The organism is Kitasatospora sp. NEAU-CNBT7, from assembly GCF_057220535.1.
Genome location: NZ_JBXQQB010000042.1, coordinates 35,578 through 53,205 on the forward strand (window position 1 = coordinate 35,578; position 17,628 = coordinate 53,205).

Annotated in this window: 18 protein-coding genes and 1 riboswitch; of the genes, 10 read left to right on the top strand and 8 right to left on the bottom strand. The window is 71.2% G+C overall.

What is annotated here, in order from left to right:
- Positions 1–24: 24 nt before the first annotated feature.
- A riboswitch (SAM riboswitch) is annotated at positions 25–142 on the bottom strand.
- A 112-nt stretch (positions 143–254) separates the two neighbouring features.
- Positions 255–1,331, bottom strand: a complete 1,077-nt coding sequence (trpD, locus tag AC2TEW_RS34375; RefSeq protein WP_484627192.1) for an anthranilate phosphoribosyltransferase — start codon at positions 1,329–1,331, stop codon at positions 255–257.
- Positions 1,332–1,465: 134 nt separating this feature from the next.
- Positions 1,466–1,891, bottom strand: coding sequence for a hypothetical protein (locus AC2TEW_RS34380; RefSeq protein WP_484627193.1), 426 nt, complete (start codon positions 1,889–1,891; stop codon positions 1,466–1,468).
- A 436-nt stretch (positions 1,892–2,327) separates the two neighbouring features.
- Between AC2TEW_RS34380 and ctaE the strand changes: the two genes are divergently transcribed.
- From ctaE to AC2TEW_RS34405, 5 genes are all read left to right on the top strand, one after another.
- On the top strand, positions 2,328–2,948 hold the full coding sequence (gene ctaE, locus AC2TEW_RS34385; protein ID WP_033822930.1) for an aa3-type cytochrome oxidase subunit III: 621 nt from the start codon (positions 2,328–2,330) through the stop codon (positions 2,946–2,948).
- Between the two features lie 152 nt (positions 2,949–3,100).
- Positions 3,101–3,910, top strand: a complete 810-nt coding sequence (qcrC, locus tag AC2TEW_RS34390) for a cytochrome bc1 complex diheme cytochrome c subunit (RefSeq protein ID WP_033822929.1) — start codon at positions 3,101–3,103, stop codon at positions 3,908–3,910.
- Positions 3,907–4,977, top strand: a complete 1,071-nt coding sequence (gene qcrA, locus AC2TEW_RS34395; protein ID WP_484627194.1) for a cytochrome bc1 complex Rieske iron-sulfur subunit — start codon at positions 3,907–3,909, stop codon at positions 4,975–4,977. The genes qcrC and qcrA overlap by 4 nt, the downstream gene beginning before the upstream one ends.
- On the top strand, positions 4,974–6,635 hold the full coding sequence (qcrB, locus tag AC2TEW_RS34400) for a cytochrome bc1 complex cytochrome b subunit (RefSeq protein WP_484627195.1): 1,662 nt from the start codon (positions 4,974–4,976) through the stop codon (positions 6,633–6,635). The genes qcrA and qcrB overlap by 4 nt, the downstream gene beginning before the upstream one ends.
- Before the next feature lie 117 nt (positions 6,636–6,752).
- Positions 6,753–7,139, top strand: a complete 387-nt coding sequence (locus AC2TEW_RS34405) for a GntR family transcriptional regulator (protein ID WP_484627196.1) — start codon at positions 6,753–6,755, stop codon at positions 7,137–7,139.
- Between the two features lie 34 nt (positions 7,140–7,173).
- On the opposite strand, the gene AC2TEW_RS34410 is transcribed toward AC2TEW_RS34405, so the two are convergent.
- The 4 genes from AC2TEW_RS34410 to ctaC form a co-directional block, all read right to left on the bottom strand.
- Positions 7,174–8,442: a L,D-transpeptidase gene (locus tag AC2TEW_RS34410; RefSeq protein WP_484627197.1), complete on the bottom strand. Its 1,269-nt coding sequence runs from the start codon at positions 8,440–8,442 to the stop codon at positions 7,174–7,176.
- 192 nt (positions 8,443–8,634) lie between these two features.
- The gene (locus AC2TEW_RS34415; protein WP_484627198.1) at positions 8,635–9,033 is read right to left on the bottom strand and encodes a cytochrome c oxidase subunit 4; all 399 of its coding nucleotides are present in this window, start codon (positions 9,031–9,033) and stop codon (positions 8,635–8,637) included.
- Complete coding sequence (gene ctaD, locus AC2TEW_RS34420; RefSeq protein ID WP_033822924.1) at positions 9,033–10,811, bottom strand: aa3-type cytochrome oxidase subunit I; 1,779 nt, start codon at positions 10,809–10,811, stop codon at positions 9,033–9,035. The genes AC2TEW_RS34415 and ctaD overlap by 1 nt, the downstream gene beginning before the upstream one ends.
- Complete coding sequence (gene ctaC, locus AC2TEW_RS34425) at positions 10,808–11,662, bottom strand: aa3-type cytochrome oxidase subunit II (RefSeq protein ID WP_033822923.1); 855 nt, start codon at positions 11,660–11,662, stop codon at positions 10,808–10,810. The genes ctaD and ctaC overlap by 4 nt, the downstream gene beginning before the upstream one ends.
- 468 nt (positions 11,663–12,130) lie before the next feature.
- On the opposite strand from ctaC, the gene AC2TEW_RS34430 reads away from it, so the two are divergent.
- A complete protein-coding gene (locus AC2TEW_RS34430; protein ID WP_484627199.1) occupies positions 12,131–13,573 on the top strand; it encodes a cysteine desulfurase/sulfurtransferase TusA family protein in 1,443 nt (480 codons plus the stop codon).
- Positions 13,574–13,579: 6 nt separating this feature from the next.
- Here the strand turns inward: AC2TEW_RS34430 and AC2TEW_RS34435 are convergent, their stop codons facing one another.
- Positions 13,580–14,554, bottom strand: coding sequence for a carbohydrate kinase family protein (locus AC2TEW_RS34435; RefSeq protein WP_484627200.1), 975 nt, complete (start codon positions 14,552–14,554; stop codon positions 13,580–13,582).
- 221 nt (positions 14,555–14,775) lie between these two features.
- Between AC2TEW_RS34435 and AC2TEW_RS34440 the strand changes: the two genes are divergently transcribed.
- Together AC2TEW_RS34440 and AC2TEW_RS34445 are read left to right on the top strand one after the other, a co-directional pair.
- Positions 14,776–14,994, top strand: a complete 219-nt coding sequence (locus tag AC2TEW_RS34440) for a hypothetical protein (protein WP_051812960.1) — start codon at positions 14,776–14,778, stop codon at positions 14,992–14,994.
- A 153-nt stretch (positions 14,995–15,147) separates the two neighbouring features.
- Entirely contained in the window at positions 15,148–15,765 is a 618-nt protein-coding gene (locus tag AC2TEW_RS34445) for a hypothetical protein (RefSeq protein WP_484627201.1), read from the top strand.
- Between the two features lie 82 nt (positions 15,766–15,847).
- On the opposite strand, the gene erpA is transcribed toward AC2TEW_RS34445, so the two are convergent.
- Positions 15,848–16,204, bottom strand: coding sequence for an iron-sulfur cluster insertion protein ErpA (gene erpA / locus AC2TEW_RS34450; protein ID WP_033821746.1), 357 nt, complete (start codon positions 16,202–16,204; stop codon positions 15,848–15,850).
- A 205-nt stretch (positions 16,205–16,409) separates the two neighbouring features.
- Here erpA and AC2TEW_RS34455 point away from each other — a divergent pair, with 205 nt between their 5' ends.
- Both AC2TEW_RS34455 and AC2TEW_RS34460 read left to right on the top strand, forming a co-directional pair.
- Positions 16,410–17,282 (top strand): GNAT family N-acetyltransferase, encoded by an 873-nt coding sequence (locus AC2TEW_RS34455; RefSeq protein WP_484627202.1) that lies wholly within the window; start codon positions 16,410–16,412, stop codon positions 17,280–17,282.
- A gap of 53 nt (positions 17,283–17,335) precedes the next feature.
- A partial coding sequence (locus tag AC2TEW_RS34460) for an IS5 family transposase (protein WP_484627206.1) occupies positions 17,336–17,628 on the top strand: 293 nt, incomplete at its 3' end.

Below are 17,628 nucleotides of genomic sequence, written 5' to 3' on the forward strand. Positions count from 1 at the left end.
GGACCCCGGGAGTGCGATGCCGGAAGTCCGCGCTTGCCACGCGGACGGATCGCCGAGTGGCCCGGTCCTCACCCAGGGCACCCCGCCACGGACGGAGGGTTGCCGGACAGCAAGCTGGGGCTTGTCGCTGTCACTCATGACCTGGCACGGACTCTAGGCCAGCTTCCGGAGAGTGGTCAAACACCGTTCCGGCATCCGGACGGCGCGAGGGGCCCGCGATGCCGTGGCAGCACGGGCCCCTCGCCGGTGGGCGGTCAGCCGCGGGTGGTCGCCTCGACCCAGCGCTTGAGGGTCGCCTCGGCGGCGCCGGAGTCGATCGCGGCGGCGGTCCGCTCCATGCCGGCGGCCAGCTGCTCGGCCAGCGGCGCACCGGTCAGGTCCAGCGCGACCAGCGCGGCGGCGGCGTTCAGCAGGACCGCGTCGCGGACCGGGCCGCGCTCGCCGGCCAGCAGCCGCCGGACCACGGCGGCGTTGTACTCGGGGTCGCCGCCGCGCAGCGCCTCCAGGCCGACCGGCTCGATCCCGACGTCCCGCGGGTCGAAGCCGCTCACGGTCACCTGGCCGTCGCTGACCAGCCAGATCCGGGAGGTGGTGGAGATGGTCAGCTCGTCCAGGCCGTCGTCACCGCGGAAGACCAGGGCGGTGGAGCCGCGGCGGGCCAGTACGCCGGCGATCAGCCCGGCCAGCCGGGTGTCGAAGCAGCCGATGGCGTGCGCGGTGACCTTGGCCGGGTTGGTGAGCGGGCCGAGGATGTTGAACGCGGTCGGCACGCCGAGGTCGCGGCGGGCCTGGGCGGCGTGCCGCATCGCGGGGTGGAACTTGGCCGCGAAGCAGAAGGTCAGACCGGTCTCCTCGGCCACCTCGGCGACCCGGCGGGCGCTCAGGTCGAGCCGGATGCCGAGCCGCTCCAGCACGTCCGAGGAGCCGCTGGCGGAGGAGGCGGCCCGGTTGCCGTGCTTGACCACCTTGGCCCCGGCGGCCGCCGCGACGATCGCCGACATGGTGGAGATGTTGACGGTCTTGGCCCGGTCGCCGCCGGTGCCGACGATGTCCACCGCCGGGCCGGGGATGTGCAGCGGCTCGGCGTGCGCGTACATCGCGTCGACCAGGCCGGAGACCTCGTCGACCGTCTCACCCTTGGCCCGCAGGGCCACCATGAAGCCGGCCACCTGGACCGGGGTGGCCTCGCCGGTCATGATCCGGTCCATCGCCCAGGCCGCGTCGGCCTGGCCGAGGTCCTCCCCCTTCAGCAGCGCGCTCAGGACGTCCGGCCAGGTGCGGACCACCTGCGCGGGGTCGTCGCCGCCGTTCGCAGGGTGCACGTTCACCATGGCTGACTCCAGCTCTCGATCGGTACGTCGTCATCGGGTCGGAGCCAGCCTAGCGAGCGGCGCGGCGCCCGCGCCGGAATGTCCGGACGGCTTCTCTCCTGGTGAGACGACCGGTCGGGGCGGAGCCCGCCGGATCAGTGGTGGGCGGGGGTGCGCCGGGCCACCCGGGCCCGCAGCAGGGTCGCCGCGGCCTCGGCCAGCGCCACCGGGTCCACCGGGTGCGAGACGGCGGCGTCGGCCCGGCTCCAGGCGGCCAGCCAGGCGTCCTGCGGGCGTCCGATCACCACCAGCACCGGCGGGCAGCCGTAGATCTCGTCCTTCAGCTGCCGGCCGAGGCCGAGCCCGCCGGCCGGCACCGCCTCGCCGTCCAGCACGCAGAGGTCGACCCCGCCCTTCTCCAGGGCGCGCAGCACCGCCGGGGTGGTCGCGCACTCCAGGTACTCGATCTCCGGGAGGTCGGCGGCGGGCCGGCGGCCGAGTGCCAGGGTCACCTGCTCGCGGGTGTTGCGGTCGTCGCTGTAGACGAGAACGGTGAGCGTCTCGTCGGTCGTGTGCGCCATGGGCCCTGCTCCCGGGTGCTCGTCCCCATTAATAGGTGTCGTGCGTGTCGGCTCAGCGCGGCCGGTGTGATCCGGACCACGTTCACCCCGGATGCTACTCCGGCCCACCCGTCGTGGTGAGCCCCTGACGCGATCTCGCTCAAGCCGCCGCGCGCGGCACTCACTCTCCCGGGTGTACCTGTGTCACCCCCTCCGCCGCGGACCACCCGGACGGCTCTGCCGCTACACCCCCGCCGGCCCGGGCGCGGCGGGGGACACGCGGAGCAGACGGGTGGCCGGACCCGTCCGGGGCCCACCGAACAACCGTCAGAAATCGGACAATGCCCAGCGAGCGGCACCCGCGCCCCGCCCGGCCGAGCCCATCGGGGCATACCGCACGCACCGGACACTCCGAGGGAGACCCCCCGACGTGAAGACGGAATAAGGGACCGACATAATGTCCGTCGTGGCGACAGCAACAGCAACAGAAACCGGACACGCGCACGGAGCGGTCAACAGGCCGAACCTGGTCAGCGTCGGAACCATTGTCTGGCTGAGCTCGGAGCTGATGTTCTTCGCGGCCCTGTTCGCGATGTACTTCACGCTCCGCTCGGTCAAGGGCTCGGAGTTCTGGACCGAGAAGGCGAGCGCCCTCAACGTCCCGTTCTCCTCGGTGAACACCACGATCCTGGTGCTCTCCTCCCTCACCTGCCAGCTCGGCGTCTTCGCCGCCGAGCGCGGTGACGTGAAGAAGCTCCGCTCGTGGTTCACCATCACCTTCGTGATGGGCGCGATCTTCATCGGTGGTCAGATCTTCGAGTACACCGAGCTGGTGAAGAAGGACGGGCTCTCGCTCTCCTCCGACCCGTACGGCACGGTGTTCTACCTCACCACCGGCTTCCACGGTCTGCACGTGACGGGTGGTCTGATCGCCTTCCTGCTGGTCCTGGGACGGACGTACGCAGCCAAGCGGTTCACGCACGAGCAGGCCACCGCCGCGATCGTGGTGTCGTACTACTGGCACTTCGTCGACGTCGTGTGGATCGGCCTGTTCGCGACCATCTACCTGATCAAGTAACCAGCTGATCAGGTCGCTGGCCGCCGGCCGGAGACCGGGCCCGCCCGCGGACCCCGCACCGACCCGACCGCGCGTCCCCTTGCCCGGCCTGAGCAGCCGAGGCACCTGGACGCAGCCACCAGCCGACCAGATCCTGACACCGGGGTTATTCCGTGAAAAAGCTCTCCGCACGACGGCGCCACCCACTGGCGGCGCTGGTCGTCCTACTTCTCGCCCTGGCGGCCACCGGGGGGCTGTACGCCGCTTTCGCGCCGGCCGAGAAGGCCCAGGCCGACACCTCCGCGCAGTCCCTGGCCATCGACGAGGGCAAGAAGCTCTTCGCCGTGGGCTGCTCCTCCTGCCACGGCCTGAACGGCCAGGGCAGCTCCGACGGCCCGAGCCTGGTCGGCGTCGGTTCGGCCGCCGTGGACTTCCAGGTCGGCACGGGTCGGATGCCCGCGCAGCAGCCCGGTGCCCAGGTCCCGTCGAAGAAGAACATCTACAGCCAGACCCAGATCGACCAGATGGCCGCCTTCGTGGCCTCGCTCGGCCCCGGCCCGGTGATCCCGACCGAGGAGCAGTACACGGCCACGGACGCCAACGCCGTCGCCAAGGGCGGCGAGCTGTTCCGCACCAACTGCGCCCAGTGCCACAACTTCGCCGGCCAGGGCGGTGCCCTCACCAAGGGCAAGTACGCCCCGTCGCTGGACGGTGTCGACCCGAAGCACATCTACGAGGCCATGCAGACCGGCCCGCAGAACATGCCGTCGTTCCCCGACACCACCATGCCGGAGGAGCAGAAGAAGCAGATCGTGGCCTTCGTCCGCCACACCACCAACGATGAGCCCAACCCCGGCGGTCTGGCCCTGGGCAGCCTCGGTCCGGTGACCGAGGGCCTGTTCGGCTGGATCTTCGGCCTCGGCGCGCTCATCGCGGTCGCGATCTGGGTCGCCGCCCACACCACCAAGGCCAAGAAGTCATGAGCCACGACATCTCTGAAGAGAACCTGCCGGAGTCGCACGGCGACTCCCACGGCCACGCGGTCGCCGTCCACGACGACCCGTTCGCCGACCCGGGCCTGCCGGTCCACGAGCCGCGTCGCACCGACATCGACGAGCGGGCCGCCAAGCGGGCCGAGCGCCAGGTGTCGCTGATGTTCGTGGTCTCGATGCTCGCGACGATCGGCTTCATCGCCTCGTACGTCGTGCTCGACATCGACAAGATCGTCTACATCTTCCCGCTCGGCAAGGTCAGCGCGCTGAACTTCGCGCTCGGCCTGACCCTCGGGGTGGCGCTCTTCTGCATCGGCGCCGGCGCGGTCCACTGGGCCCGCACGCTGATGTCGGACCACGAGCTGCCGGCCGAGCGTCACCCGATCGAGGCCGACGACGAGGTCCGCGCGGACGTCATCGAGCAGTTCAGGACCGGCGCCGCCGAGTCCGGCTTCGGCCGCCGCAAGATGATCCGCAACACCCTGATCGGCTCGATGGCCATGGTGCCGCTGTCCGGTGTCGTGCTGCTGCGCGACCTCGGTCCGATGCCGCAGCAGAAGCTGAACCACACCGGCTGGGAGGCCGCGACGGCCCAGAAGCCGCTGCAGCTGATCAACATGAACACCAACGAGCCCATGAAGCCCGAGGACGTCCTCGTCGGCTCGCTGACCTTCGCCAAGCCCGAGGGCCTGGAGGAGGACTCGGAGGACTTCCAGGTCCAGATCGCCAAGGACGCCCTGATGCTCATCCGGATCGCTCCGGAGGACATCAAGGACAGCACCTCGCGCGACAAGGGCTTCGAGGGGATCCTCGCCTACTCGAAGATCTGCACCCACGTCGGCTGCCCGATCAGCCTGTACGAGCAGCAGACCCACCACGCGCTGTGCCCCTGCCACCAGTCGACCTTCGACCTGGCGGACGGCGCCCGCGTCATCTTCGGCCCGGCCGGTCACCCGCTCCCGCAGCTGAAGATCACCACTGACGAGCAGGGCTTCCTGGTCGCCACCGGCGACTTCGACGAGCCCGTCGGTCCGAGCTTCTGGGAGCGCAAGCGATGAGCAGCACGAGCAGCGCGACCACCAGCGCGTCCAAGCCGGCGAGCACCCGCGCCAAGCCCGCCAACAAGGGCGAGGCGGCCGCGGACTGGGTGGACGGCCGGCTGGGGATCTACACCCTCGCCAAGTCCAACCTGCGGAAGATCTTCCCGGACCACTGGTCCTTCATGCTGGGCGAGATCTGCCTCTACACCTTCATCATCATCATCCTCACGGGTGTGTACCTGACGCTGTTCTTCAAGCCGAGCATGGCCGAGGTCACGTACCACGGTCCGTACACTCCGCTGGACGGCATCCGGATGTCCGAGGCGTACGCCTCGACCATGAACATCAGCTTCGAGGTCCGCGGCGGCCTGCTGATCCGTCAGATCCACCACTGGGCCGCGCTGGTCTTCGTGGCGGCGATGCTCGTGCACATGATGCGCGTCTTCTTCACCGGCGCGTTCCGCAAGCCCCGTGAGATCAACTGGGTCTTCGGCTTCCTGCTGCTCGTGCTCGGCATGTTCGACGGCTTCTTCGGCTACTCGCTCCCCGACGACCTGCTGTCGGGTACCGGTATCCGGTTCATGGAGGGCGCGATCCTGGCGGTGCCGATCGTCGGCACCTACATCCAGATGTTCCTGTTCGGGGGCCAGTTCCCCGGCATGGACATCGTGCCGCGGTTCTTCACCATCCACGTGCTGCTCATCCCCGGCATCATGCTGGGCCTGCTGGTGGCGCACCTGATCCTGGTCTTCTACCACAAGCACACCCAGTGGGCTGGCCCGGGCAAGACCGAGCAGAACGTCGTCGGCATGCCGCTGATGCCGGTCTACATGGCCAAGGCCGGTGGCTTCTTCTTCCTGGTCTTCGGCATCATCTCGGCCATCTCGGCGATCGCCACGATCAACCCGATCTGGGCGTACGGCCCGTACCGTCCGGACCAGGTGTCGACCGACGCCCAGCCCGACTGGTACATGGGCTTCTCCGAGGGCCTGATCCGCATCATGCCGGGCTGGGAGATCTCGGTCTGGGGCGGCCACACCCTCAACATGGGTGTGTTCGTGCCGCTGATGATCTTCCCGCTGGTGCTGGTCGCCATCGCGGTCTACCCCTTCATCGAGGGCTGGATCACCGGTGACAAGCGCGAGCACCACATCCTGGACCGTCCGCGCAACGCCCCGGTCCGCACCGCGCTCGGCGCGGCCTGGATCAGCCTGTACCTGGTGCTGCTGGTCGGTGGTGGCAACGACCTGTTCGCGACCCACTTCCACCTGTCGCTGAACTCCATCACGTACTTCGTGCGGGTCGGGTTCTTCGTGGTGCCGGTCGTCGTCTTCTTCATCACCAAGCGCTGGTGCCTCGGCCTGCAGCGCCGGGACAAGGAGAAGGTGCTGCACGGCCGCGAGAGCGGCATCATCAAGCGCCTGCCGCACGGTGAGTTCGTCGAGGTCCACGCGCCGCTGGCGGCCAAGGACCTGCACACCCTCACCTCGCACGACCAGCCGCAGCCGGTCGAGCTCCCCGCGGAGACCGACGAGAACGGTGTCGCCCGCAAGGCCGGCGTGCTGGCCAAGACCCGGGCGAAGCTCTCCGAGGGCTTCTACGGCGAGGGATCCCAGATCGCCAAGCCGACGGCCGAGGAGTTCCGCGAGATCGAGAGCGGCCACGGCCACCACTGATCCCGTCCGACCCGGTCGCCACCGACGAGGGCCCCTGCGCACCGCGCGCAGGGGCCCTCGTCGTCGCCGTCCACGGGGCACAATGGTGGCTGCCCCAACGAACCGTCAGGAGCGTCCGTGCAGCTGTCCGTCGACCACGACTCCGCCGTCCCGCCGTACGAGCAGGTCCGGGCCCAGATCGCCGAGCTGGCCCGCGGCGGGGAGCTGCCGGTCGGCCTGAAGCTGCCCACCGTACGGGCACTGGCCGAGCAGCTGGGCCTGGCCGCCAACACGGTGGCCCGCGCGTACCGGGAGCTGGAGTCGGACGGGGTGGTGGAGACGCACGGCCGGCGCGGCACCCTGATCGCCGCCGCCGGGGACACCGCGCACCGGCTGACGGCCGCCGCGGCCGCCGAGTACGCCCGGCACGCGCTGCGGCTCGGGGTCTCCGAACAGGAGGCGCTGGCAGCGGCGACGGGCGCGCTCGCCCTGGTGTACGGGGAGCGCGCCCGGCAGCGGGCCTGACGGCGGTCGCCTGCGTGGCGTCACATCGCTGGCGTCACACCTGAGGGGTCAGGCCGCCCCAGCTCTGGGCCGGTCCGCCGTCGGGCGAGCCGGAGGTGGTAACCGGTTTGCCGAGGGCGCTGTGCTTGACCCAGTCGTCCCAGCTGACGTTCCAGTCACCGAAGCCGTTGCCGAACGGCTCCATCGGGTCGCCCAGGCTGTTGACCACCTGGACGATGTCACCCACCCGGGTGTTCTCGAAGAACCAGTGGGCGTTCTCGGTACTCATACCGGTACAGCCGTGGCTGACGTTGGCCACCCCCTGCGAGCCGACCGACCAGGGCGCGGCGTGCACGTACTCACCGCTCCACGTCACCCGGGTGGCCCACATGACCTGGAGGTCGTAGGACTCCGCGCTGCCGGCGGCTATGCCTATGCTCTCGCCGCTCATCCGGACCTGGGACTCCTGCCCCAGCACCACCTTGATGCCGTTGCGGGTGGAGAAGCCCGGCTTGCCGGTGGTCACGGGGAGGGTCTTCACCAGTTCTCCGTTGCGTTTGAAGGTCATCTGGTGGCTGCCGGCGTCGACCAGGGCCTCGACCCGGTCGCCGGTGCGCAGGCTGAGGGTGCTGGGGTCGCCGCCGTACAGGCCGTCGGCGATCCGCACCCCGGCCGCGTCGAAGGTCAGCTGGACCTTGGCGTTGGCGGGCCAGTACTCCTGCGGCCGGAAGTGCAGGTTCTGGTCGTCCACCCAGTACCAGCCGCCGGTGGCGGCGGGCTCGGAGCGGACGGTGAGGCTGCGCTCGATCTCCTGGCGCGCCGCCGGGTCCTTGACCGGGGCGGAGAGCTTCACCGTGAGCGGCTGGCCGACGCCGTAGATGCCGCTGCCGGAGGAGTCCGGGCCCAGCTGGGCGGTGAGCAGGTTCTGCGCCGTCAGGGTGGTGAAGGCGGTGGTGGTCAGGCCCCGGCCGCCCCGGCCGTTGTCGGCCGCCACCTGGACGGAGTAGTGGGTGCCGGCCCTGAGCCGGCCGGTGGTCTGCCAGCTGGCCTGGTCGTCGGCCAGCTTCCCGGCGACCTGCTTGCCGTCGGGCCCGGTCACGGTGACGTCGGTCAGCCGGCTGCCCGACTCCGCGGTGACCGTGTACGGCTTGGACGGGTCGACATTGGTGTCGGCCGTGGCGTGGATCAGGGGGGCGGCGTCCACCGTCGAGAAGGTGGTGGTGTCCTTGGTTCCGCCTGCTGACGAACAGGCCGCGACCGGCACCAGGAGCAGTATCGCGGCGGCGGCGGTCCGCCCGTTCGTGTGTCTCCGACTGCGGCCCATTGCGGCCTCCGAGCTCTTGAGACGATTACTCGGAGCGTAGGAAGCACCCGGACGGACGGCACCCCGGCGCCCGGCCCGTTGCCCCACCCGGGTGACGGGGTGCAAGGGGCGCAAGGGCCGTGGGACGGGCGGGAAAAGCCGCGGGCCGGGCACCCCCGAAGGGATGCCCGGCCCGGGCCGGAGCGGAGGAACCTACTGGTTCTGGTTCTCGCCCCGGTAGAACTCGAAGACCCAGCCGTACAGGCCGATCAGGATGATCGGGATCGACCAGTAGAGCAGCCACCAGCCGAAGATCACGCCCAGGAAGGCCAGCGCACCGCCGACCGCCAGGGAGAGCGGCTGCCAGCTGTGCGGGGCGAAGAAGCCCACGTCACCGGCGTCGTCGGCGACCTCGGCCTCCGGGTTGTCACCCGGGCCCGCGTCCACCCGCTTGGCCGTGAAGGCCAGGTAGTAGCCGATGAAGGCGCACAGCGAGAAGGCCAGGAACAGCGCGGTGGTACCGGCCGGCTCCTTGGACCACAGGCCGTACGTGATGGCCATCGCCAGGATGAAGACGGCGAAGCCGATGAAGATCTTGCCCTGCTCCTTCATCAGGCGTCACCCTCCTTCTTGCCCTTGCCCAGCGGGGGGCGGTCGTACTGCGCGGGGGTCACGCCGGCGAAGTGCTTGGCGTGCTCGCCGTGGTTCTCCAGGTAGTCCAGCGCGGCGATCTCCGGGTAGTGGAGGTCGAACGCCGGGGATTCGGAGCGGATCCGCGGCAGGGTGAGGAAGTTGTGCCGCGGCGGCGGGCAGGAGGTCGCCCACTCCAGCGAGCGGCCGTAGCCCCACGGGTCGTCCACGTCGACCTTCTCGCCGTACTTGGCGGTCTTCCAGACGTTGTAGAGGAACGGCAGGATCGACAGGCCGAGCAGGAACGAGCCGATGGTGGAGACCGTGTTCAGCGTGGTGAAGCCGTCCGAGGCCAGGTAGTCGGCGTAGCGGCGGGGCATGCCCTCCGCGCCGAGCCAGTGCTGCACCAGGAAGGTCGCGTGGAAGCCGATGAACAGCGTCCAGAAGCAGATCTTGCCGAGCGTCTCGTCCAGCATCTTGCCGGTCATCTTCGGCCACCAGAAGTGGAAGCCGGCGAACATCGCGAACACGACGGTGCCGAAGACCACGTAGTGGAAGTGGGCGACGACGAAGTACGAGTCCGAGACGTGGAAGTCGATCGGCGGGGAGGCGAGCAGCACACCGGTCAGACCACCGAAGAGGAAGGTGACCAGGAAGCCGACCGTCCAGAGCATCGGGGTCTCGAAGCTCAGCGAGCCCTTCCACATGGTGCCGACCCAGTTGAAGAACTTCACACCGGTCGGGACCGCGATCAGGAAGGTCATGAAGGAGAAGAACGGCAGCAGCACCTGGCCGGTGACGTACATGTGGTGGGCCCACACCGTCACGGACAGACCGGCGATCGCGATGGTGGCCGCGATCAGGCCGGAGTAGCCGAACATCGGCTTGCGGCTGAAGACCGGGATGATCTCCGACACGATGCCGAAGAACGGCAGCGCGATGATGTACACCTCGGGGTGGCCGAAGAACCAGAACAGGTGCTGCCAGAGCATCGCCCCGCCGTTGGCCGGGTCGAAGACGTGTGCTCCGAACTTCCGATCCGCCTCCAGCGCGAAGAGCGCGGCGGCGAGGACCGGGAAGGCCAGCAGGACCAGCACGGCGGTCAGCAGGACGTTCCAGACGAAGATCGACATCCGGAACATCGTCATGCCGGGCGCGCGCATGCAGATGATCGTGGTGATGAAGTTGACCGCGCCGAGGATGGTGCCGAAGCCGGAGAAGGCCAGACCCATGATCCACATGTCGGCGCCGATGCCCGGGGAGCGGACGGCGTCGGACAGCGGGGAGTAGGCGAACCAGCCGAAGTCGGCGGCACCCTGCGGGGTGATGAAGCCGGCCACCGCGATGATCGAGCCGAACAGGTAGAGCCAGTAGGCGAACATGTTCAGCCGCGGGAACGCGACGTCGGGGGCGCCGATCTGGAGCGGCATGATCCAGTTCGCGAAGCCCGCGAAGAGCGGGGTGGCGAACATCAGCAGCATGATCGTGCCGTGCATGGTGAACGCCTGGTTGAACTGCTCGTTCGACAGGATCTGCGTCCCGGGACGGGCGAGCTCGGCGCGCATGACCAGGGCGAGGATGCCACCGATCAGGAAGAACGCGAACGACGTACCCAGGTACATCGTGCCGATCGTCTTGTGGTCAGTGGTGGTGAGCCACTTGATGATGGTGGAACCCGGCTTGCGGGTGCGCGTGGCACCGCCGGCCGTGACGGCCCCGGCGCCCCCGCCGGCCGCGGCGGGCTCGTTGAGGATGGTCACTCTGATTCACTTCCCAGGGTCGTGATGCCCGAGGGCACCGCGCCGGTCTGGCCCTTGGCCCGCAGCTCCTTGAGGTGCTGCTCGTACGCGTCGTGGGAGACGACCTTCACGTTGAAGAGCATCCGCGAGTGGTCGACGCCACACAGCTCGGCGCACTTGCCCCGGTAGGTGCCCTCGGCGGTCGGGGTGACCTCGAAGGCGTTGACCACGCCGGGCACGACGTCCTGCTTCATCAGGAAGTTGATCGGCCAGAAGTCGTGGATGACGTCCCGCGAGGTGAGGACGAACTTCACCGACTCGTTGACCGGCAGCCACAGCGTCGGCGGCTCCTGCGGGGTGCCGACGTCGTACGCGGCGGTGGTGCTCGCCGGGTCCGGGTTCTCGGTGTTCTCGTAGTTGAACGCCCAGCTCCACTGGAAGCCCACCACGTTGACCGTGTGCTGGGGCTTGGCGGAGGTGGAGGTCAGCGTCGCCTCGTCGCGGGCGACGAAGTAGAAGAGCACCGAGACGATGACAAGGGGGACCGCGGTGTACAGCGCCTCGATGGGCACGTTGTACCGGGTCTGAGCCGGGATCTCCACCTTGGTGCGGCTGCGCCGGTGGAAGATCACGCTCCAGAGGATCAGACCCCACATCAGTGCGCCCACTGCCAGCGCCGCGATCCACGAGCCCTGCCACATGTGGAGGACCAGGGGCCCTTCCTCGGTGACGGGGGTGGGGAGGCCAAGCCTGGGGAGGTCGTTGGCCGAGCAGCCGGTGGCGGACGCGATGACGAGGCCCAGTGCCAGCGCCTGAGGCAGCTTCCGCCGCATCGTGCGCCGCGGCGAGCGGTCGGAGCCGTTGGGACTCACGTAGCGCCTTCCCGAAGTCTCGCCCGCGAACGCGCCACCCTGAGCTGGAGCCTTGGCTCCCCCGGCGGCCCGGCCACGGGCACGGTTTGAATGCTTATGCGGGCCAAACGCTACTGCATCCTTATGCGCCACTCACGAGCAGCCCCCGGTAACGCGCCGCCCGGCTACCCGATCAGGCCCCGAAGGGGTGGACCCGCAGGTCATCGCAGGCATCCGAGGGTCGCACACCCGATCGGGCGACGGCACTGCGACACGCGGGTGACGGACCGTCGGACGGGGACGAACCAGGCAAAAGGGAAGCACCGCCCCGCGTACCGGAGTGTCGCGCGCCGGTCTGCGCGCCGGGGGCCGGGGGCCGGCCGCGCCGCCGGTCGGCGGCCCGGCCCGGGGCTGACCCGCCGTCAGCCGGGTCCGGCCGGCGCAGGCGGTCCCCCGAGCCGGGGCCGGCCGGGGGATAGCGTGGGAGGCGTGTCCTATTTCGATGTCGCCTCCACCGCCCCGCTGCACCCCGTCGCCCGGCAGGCGCTGACCGCCGCGCTGGACGAGGGCTGGGCCGACCCGGCGCGGCTGTACCGTTCCGGCCGGCAGGCCCGGATGCTGCTGGACGCCGCGCGGGAGACCGTCGCCGAGGTGCTGGGCGCACGGGCGGACGAGATCTCCTTCACCGCGAGCGGGACCCAGGCCGTGCAGCTCGGGATGCTGGGCGCGCTGGCCGGCGGCCACCGCCGGGGCAGGCACCTGGTGCACTCCGCCGTCGAGCACTCCGCCGTCCTGCACACCGCCGAGCAGCACGAGGCCGGCGGCGGAACGGTCGACTCCGTTCCGGTCGACCGGCACGGCCGGGTCTCGGCCGCGGAGTTCGCCGCGGCGCTGCGGCCGGACACCGCGCTCGCCGTCCTGCAGTCCGCCAACCACGAGGTGGGCACCCTGCAGCCGGTCACCGAGACGGCCGGGCTGTGCGGCGAGGTCCCGCTGCTGGTGGACGCGGCGCAGAGCGTCGGCCGGCTGCCCGTACCGCAGGGGTGGTCGCTGCTGGCGGCGAGCGCGCACAAGTGGGGCGGCCCGGCGGGCGTCGGGGTGCTGGCCGTCCGCAAGGGCGTGCGGTACCGCTCGCCGCTGCCGGCCGACGAGCGGGAGCGCGGCCGGGTGCCCGGGTTCGTCAACGTCCCGGCGATCGTCGCGGCGGCCGCCTCGCTGCGGGCGGTCCGGACCGAGGCCGAGCGGGAGAACGCCCGGCTGCACGGCCTGGTGGAACGGATCCGCACCCGGGTGCCGCAGCTGGTCCCCGAGGTCGAGGTGGTCGGCGACCCGGTCCGGCGGCTGCCGCACCTGGTCACCTTCTCCTGCCTGTACGTGGACGGTGAGGTCCTGCTGACCGAGCTGGACCGGGCCGGCTTCGCGGTCTCCTCCGGCTCCTCGTGCACCTCCTCCACGCTGACGCCCAGCCACGTGCTGGCGGCGATGGGGGTGCTGACCGAGGGCAACGTCCGGGTCTCGCTCCCGTACGGGGCGGCGGAGGCCGACGTCGAGCGCTTCCTGGCCCTGCTCCCGGACCTGGTCGCGGGGGTCCGGGCCCCCCTCGGGCTGGAACCGATGGCCGTGACGGCACCGGCACCCGCTCCGGTGCCTGCTCCGGTGCCTGCTCCGGCTCCGGCGGAGGAGCCGGGGGCGGACGCGCTGGTGATCGACGCGCTGGGGAAGCGGTGTCCGCTGCCGGTGATCGAGCTGGCGAAGCGGATCGGTGAGGTACCGGCCGGCGGGAGGGTGGCGGTGCTCGCCGACGACGAGGCGGCGCGGCTGGACATCCCGGCGTGGTGCGCGATGCGCGGGCAGGAGTACCTCGGCGAGGCCCCGGCCGCCGCGTTCGGCGGCGACCGGGGCGTGGCCTACCTGGTGCGCAGGACCGGCTGAGCCGGGTCAGCCGAGCTTGGCGCGGATCTCGGCGGCGGCCTCGGCGCCGTACGCGGCCTCGAAGCGCTTGAGGAAGGAGCTGCGGCGCAGCTGGTACTCCTGGGTGCCGACGGTCTCGATGACCAGGGTGGCGAGCATGCAGCCGAGCTGGGCGGAGCGCTCCAGGCCGAGCTCCCACGACAGACCGGCCAGGAAGCCGGCCCGGAAGCCGTCGCCGACGCCGGTCGGGTCGGCCTTGCGGTCCTCGGCGGGGCAGCCGACGGTGATGTCGGGCTCGCCCTTGCGCTGGATCCGGACGCCCTTGGCGCCGAGCGTGGTGACCCGGGTGCCGACCCGGTTCAGGATCTCGTCCGCCGACCAGCCGGTCTTGGTCTCGATCAGCGCGGCCTCGTACTCGTTGGTGAAGAGGTACGCGGCGCCGTCGACGATCTCCCGGATGTCGTCGCCCTCCAGGCGGGCCAGCTGCTGGGAGGGGTCGGCGGCGAAGGCGTAGCCGCGGCTGCGGCACTCCTGGGTGTGGCGGACCATGCCCTGCGGGTCGTCCGCGCCGATCAGCACCAGGTCGAGGCCGCCGACCCGGTCCGCGATCGGCTTGAGCTCGATGTTGCGGGCCTCCGCCATGGCGCCGGTGTAGAAGGACGCGATCTGGTTGTGGTCCTGGTCGGTGGTGCACATGAAGCGGGCGGTGTGCCGGGTCTCCGAGATGTGCACCGACTGGGTGTCGACGCCGTTGCGCTCCAGCCAGCTGCGGTACTCGTCGAAGTCCGCGCCGGCCGCGCCGACCAGGATCGGGCGCAGGCCGAGGGCGCCCATGCCGAACGCGATGTTGGGGCCGACGCCGCCGCGCCGGATGTCGAGGGTGTCGACCAGGAAGGACAGCGACACGGTGTGCAGCTGCTCCGCGACCAGCTGGTCGGCGAAGCGACCGGGGAAGGTCGTCAGATGGTCGGTGGCGATCGAGCCGGCGACGGCGATACGCACGGAGTTCTCCTCGGGCGGATTGGGGCCGGAAGCGTTGGACGGGAACTCACCTACGGTACAGGGGTCCGCACGCCGGGCCGACCTTCCTCGTCCGTGTGCTACCCCGTGGTAGGCCTGGCCGGGCCGCCCGGGCGGGCCTAGGGTCGCAGACAGGGGCCCCGCGCGGGCCTCCCCAGGCCTGCGGCAGTCCGTCGCGGCCACGGCGATCGGAGCGCTCACCGATGATGCCCAGCCACTCCCCCGTCCGCCCGTCGAAGGTGCTGCGCGCGGACTCCGATCCGGACAGCCTGGCCGCGCTGGTGCGCTCGTCGCGGCGGCTCGGGCGGTTCTGGCCCCCGCTGGCGTCCGGCCCGGAGCCGGTCGCGGCCTCGCCGGCCGGGGTCGAGGTGCCGGCCGGGGCGCAGCGGCTGGTCGCCGGGATGCCGGACTACGGGGGCTGACCGGCCGCCGCCCGGCAGTCCGGGCGGCCGGCCCGCCTTCCCGCCCGCCGGGCCCACCCGGCGGGCGAGGGGAACCGGATCCCTCCGGGGCGCGTCGAACCGGCGCGGCGCCGCGGAGGGCGCTGCGACCAGCCCTCGGGAGGAAGTCACAGCATGGACGACAGGACCGCAGCCGTACCGTTCCGGGCCGCCCGCAGGCGCGGCGCCGCCGCACTGGCCGCTCTGCTGCTGGGAGCCGGCGCGCTGACCGCGTGCGGGTCGGCCGGGTCGACCACCGCCTCGGACAGCTCCTCGGCGGGCGCGGCCTCCTCGGGGGCCGCCTCGCCGGGCGGGACCAGCCCGAGCGCGGCGGCCTCGCCGCCGGCCTCCGCGTCCGCCCCGGCGTCCACGCCGCCGGCCGACCCCACCGCCGAGCCGTCCGCGGCGAGCCCGACCGGCCCCGGCATCGCGGTCGGCGAGCACGACCCGACGGCGCCGAAGTACCCGGCGCTCGGCTACCGCATCGACGGCTCGAGCACGCTGGTGGTGTCGTTCTACGGCGGCACCTGCGACAAGTACGGCCTCAAGGCCGAGGAGGCCACGCCCGGTGTGATCCGGGTCCGGGTGGTGATCGCGCAGCCCGCGCCCAAGGGGCAGGCGTGCGCCGCCCTGGTCAAGGTGAACGAGGTGTCCGCCACGCTGGCGAAGCCGTTCCACGGCGAGGCCGTGCTCGACCTGGCCACCGGCGAGCAGGTCCAGCCGGGCGCGCAGCCGGCCGGCGGGCCGCGCTGATCCGGGGCCGGTCGGCACGGCCGGTCATGCCGAGAAGGCGGCTCCGGGAGTTCCCGGGGCCGCCCTCTCGGCAGGTCAGGGCTTAGCTGAACGAGTCGCCGCAGGCGCAGGAGCCGGTGGCGTTCGGGTTGTCGATGGTGAAGCCCTGCTTCTCGATGGTGTCGACGAAGTCGACCGTGGCGCCGCCCAGGTACGGGGCGCTCATCCGGTCGGTGACGACCTTCACACCGTTGAAGTCCTTGATGACGTCGCCGTCGAGCGAACGCTCATCGAAGAAGAGCTGGTAGCGGAGGCCCGAGCAACCGCCCGGCTGCACGGCGACCCGCAGCGCGAGGTCGTCGCGGCCCTCCTGGTCGAGGAGGCCCTTGACCTTGGCCGCCGCGGCATCGGTCAGCTGGATGCCACTCTCGACCTTGGTGGTCTCGTCCTGGACGGTCATGCTTACTCCCGGTCTTTGACGACTGTCTGCCGCCAGTGCCAACCAGCGGCCTCCCGGAATCATTTCCGGTCGGTGGTGCTTCCGGGGGACTTTTCGTCGCCCGCTCCCCCACACCCCCCATGCTCGCACACCCCGGGGGCATGGTCACCGTACGATCTTGGCGAACCGGCCACGTCGGGGGCGCCGCGCGGCCAGGATGGCTGACGTGATCCTTCGTCAGCTCCGGGACGGTGCGGCGGACGCGCAGGCCGTCGACGATCTCGCCGGGGCCGCCTTCGGCCGGCTGCACCGGTCGCACCCGGCCCCGCCCGGCCGCCCGGCACCCGCCGTGCAGCGGCTGGCGCGCGTGCGGCACCTGGCGCGGACCGACCCGCAGGGCTGCTGGGTCGCCGAGCGGGACGGTGCGGTGCTCGGGGCGGCGCTGTCGCTGCGCCGCGAGGGCGTCTGGATCCTGGCGCTGTTCGTGGTGGCGCCCGAGGCCCAGGGGCAGGGGGTCGGGCGGCTGCTGCTGGAGCGGACGGCGGCGTACGGGCGGGGGTGTCTGCGCGGGATGCTGTGCGCCTCGCCCGCGCCGGCCGCGGCGGTGCACTACCGGCGGGCGGGTTTCACCCTGCACCCGGCGATGACGCTGTCGGGCACCGTGGACCGGGCCGGGCTGCTGGATCCCGGCGACATCCCGGTGCATCCGGGCAACGCCGGGCACCGGCACCTGCTGGACTCGGTGGACCGCCGGGTGCGCGGTGCGGCGCACGGGCCCGACCACGACTTCATGCTGGGCCACTACGACGAGCTGCTGATCGCGGACAGCCTGGCCGGCAGCGGGTACTGCTACCGGGACGGCGGTGCGGTGAAGCTGCTGGCCGCGACCTCGAAGCGGATCGCGGGCCGGCTGCTGCGGGAGGCGCTGGCCCGGGTGCCGGACGGGCGGCGGGCACAGGTCGAGTTCCTGACCGCGGAGCAGGAGTGGGCGGTCGACATCGGCCTGGAGGTCGGCCTCACCCTGGGGACCCGCGGGTACGTGGCGCTGCGCGGGATGCGGCCGCCGATGCCGTACGTCCCGAGCGGCGGCTTCCTCTAGGAGCTGTCCGGCCGATCATGTGACTTTTGCTTGCCCTGGTCGTTGGTTCGGGCATGGGGCGGGGTGATCTGACAGATGCCGAGTGGGAACGGCTGCGGCCGTTCCTGCCTGTCAGCAACAGGCGTTGTGGCCGGTGGCGGGACCACCGGCAGGTGATCGACGGGATCCTTCACCGGGTGCGGACCGGGGTGCACTGGCGCGATCTGCCCGAGCGGTTCGGTCCGTGGAAGACCGTCTACGAGCGCCATCGGCTCTGGTCCGCCAACGGCACCTGGGAACGGCTCCTGCAACAGGTCCAGGCCGCGGCCGACGCGGCCGGCGAGATCGACTGGGACATCTCGGTGGA

What these genes read in the sequence shown, in the direction of transcription:
- ctaE (WP_033822930.1), top strand. Translation starts at nt 2,328, where the DNA reads ATGTCCGTCGTGGCGACAGCAACAGCAACAGAAACCGGACACGCGCAC.
- trpD (WP_484627192.1), bottom strand. Translation starts at nt 1,331, where the DNA reads ATGGTGAACGTGCACCCTGCGAACGGCGGCGACGACCCCGCGCAGGTG.
- AC2TEW_RS34445 (WP_484627201.1), top strand. Translation starts at nt 15,148, where the DNA reads ATGGACGACAGGACCGCAGCCGTACCGTTCCGGGCCGCCCGCAGGCGC.
- qcrA (WP_484627194.1), top strand. Translation starts at nt 3,907, where the DNA reads ATGAGCCACGACATCTCTGAAGAGAACCTGCCGGAGTCGCACGGCGAC.
- erpA (WP_033821746.1), bottom strand. Translation starts at nt 16,204, where the DNA reads ATGACCGTCCAGGACGAGACCACCAAGGTCGAGAGTGGCATCCAGCTG.
- AC2TEW_RS34440 (WP_051812960.1), top strand. Translation starts at nt 14,776, where the DNA reads ATGATGCCCAGCCACTCCCCCGTCCGCCCGTCGAAGGTGCTGCGCGCG.
- qcrB (WP_484627195.1), top strand. Translation starts at nt 4,974, where the DNA reads ATGAGCAGCACGAGCAGCGCGACCACCAGCGCGTCCAAGCCGGCGAGC.
- AC2TEW_RS34380 (WP_484627193.1), bottom strand. Translation starts at nt 1,891, where the DNA reads ATGGCGCACACGACCGACGAGACGCTCACCGTTCTCGTCTACAGCGAC.
- AC2TEW_RS34410 (WP_484627197.1), bottom strand. Translation starts at nt 8,442, where the DNA reads ATGGGCCGCAGTCGGAGACACACGAACGGGCGGACCGCCGCCGCCGCG.
- AC2TEW_RS34415 (WP_484627198.1), bottom strand. Translation starts at nt 9,033, where the DNA reads ATGAAGGAGCAGGGCAAGATCTTCATCGGCTTCGCCGTCTTCATCCTG.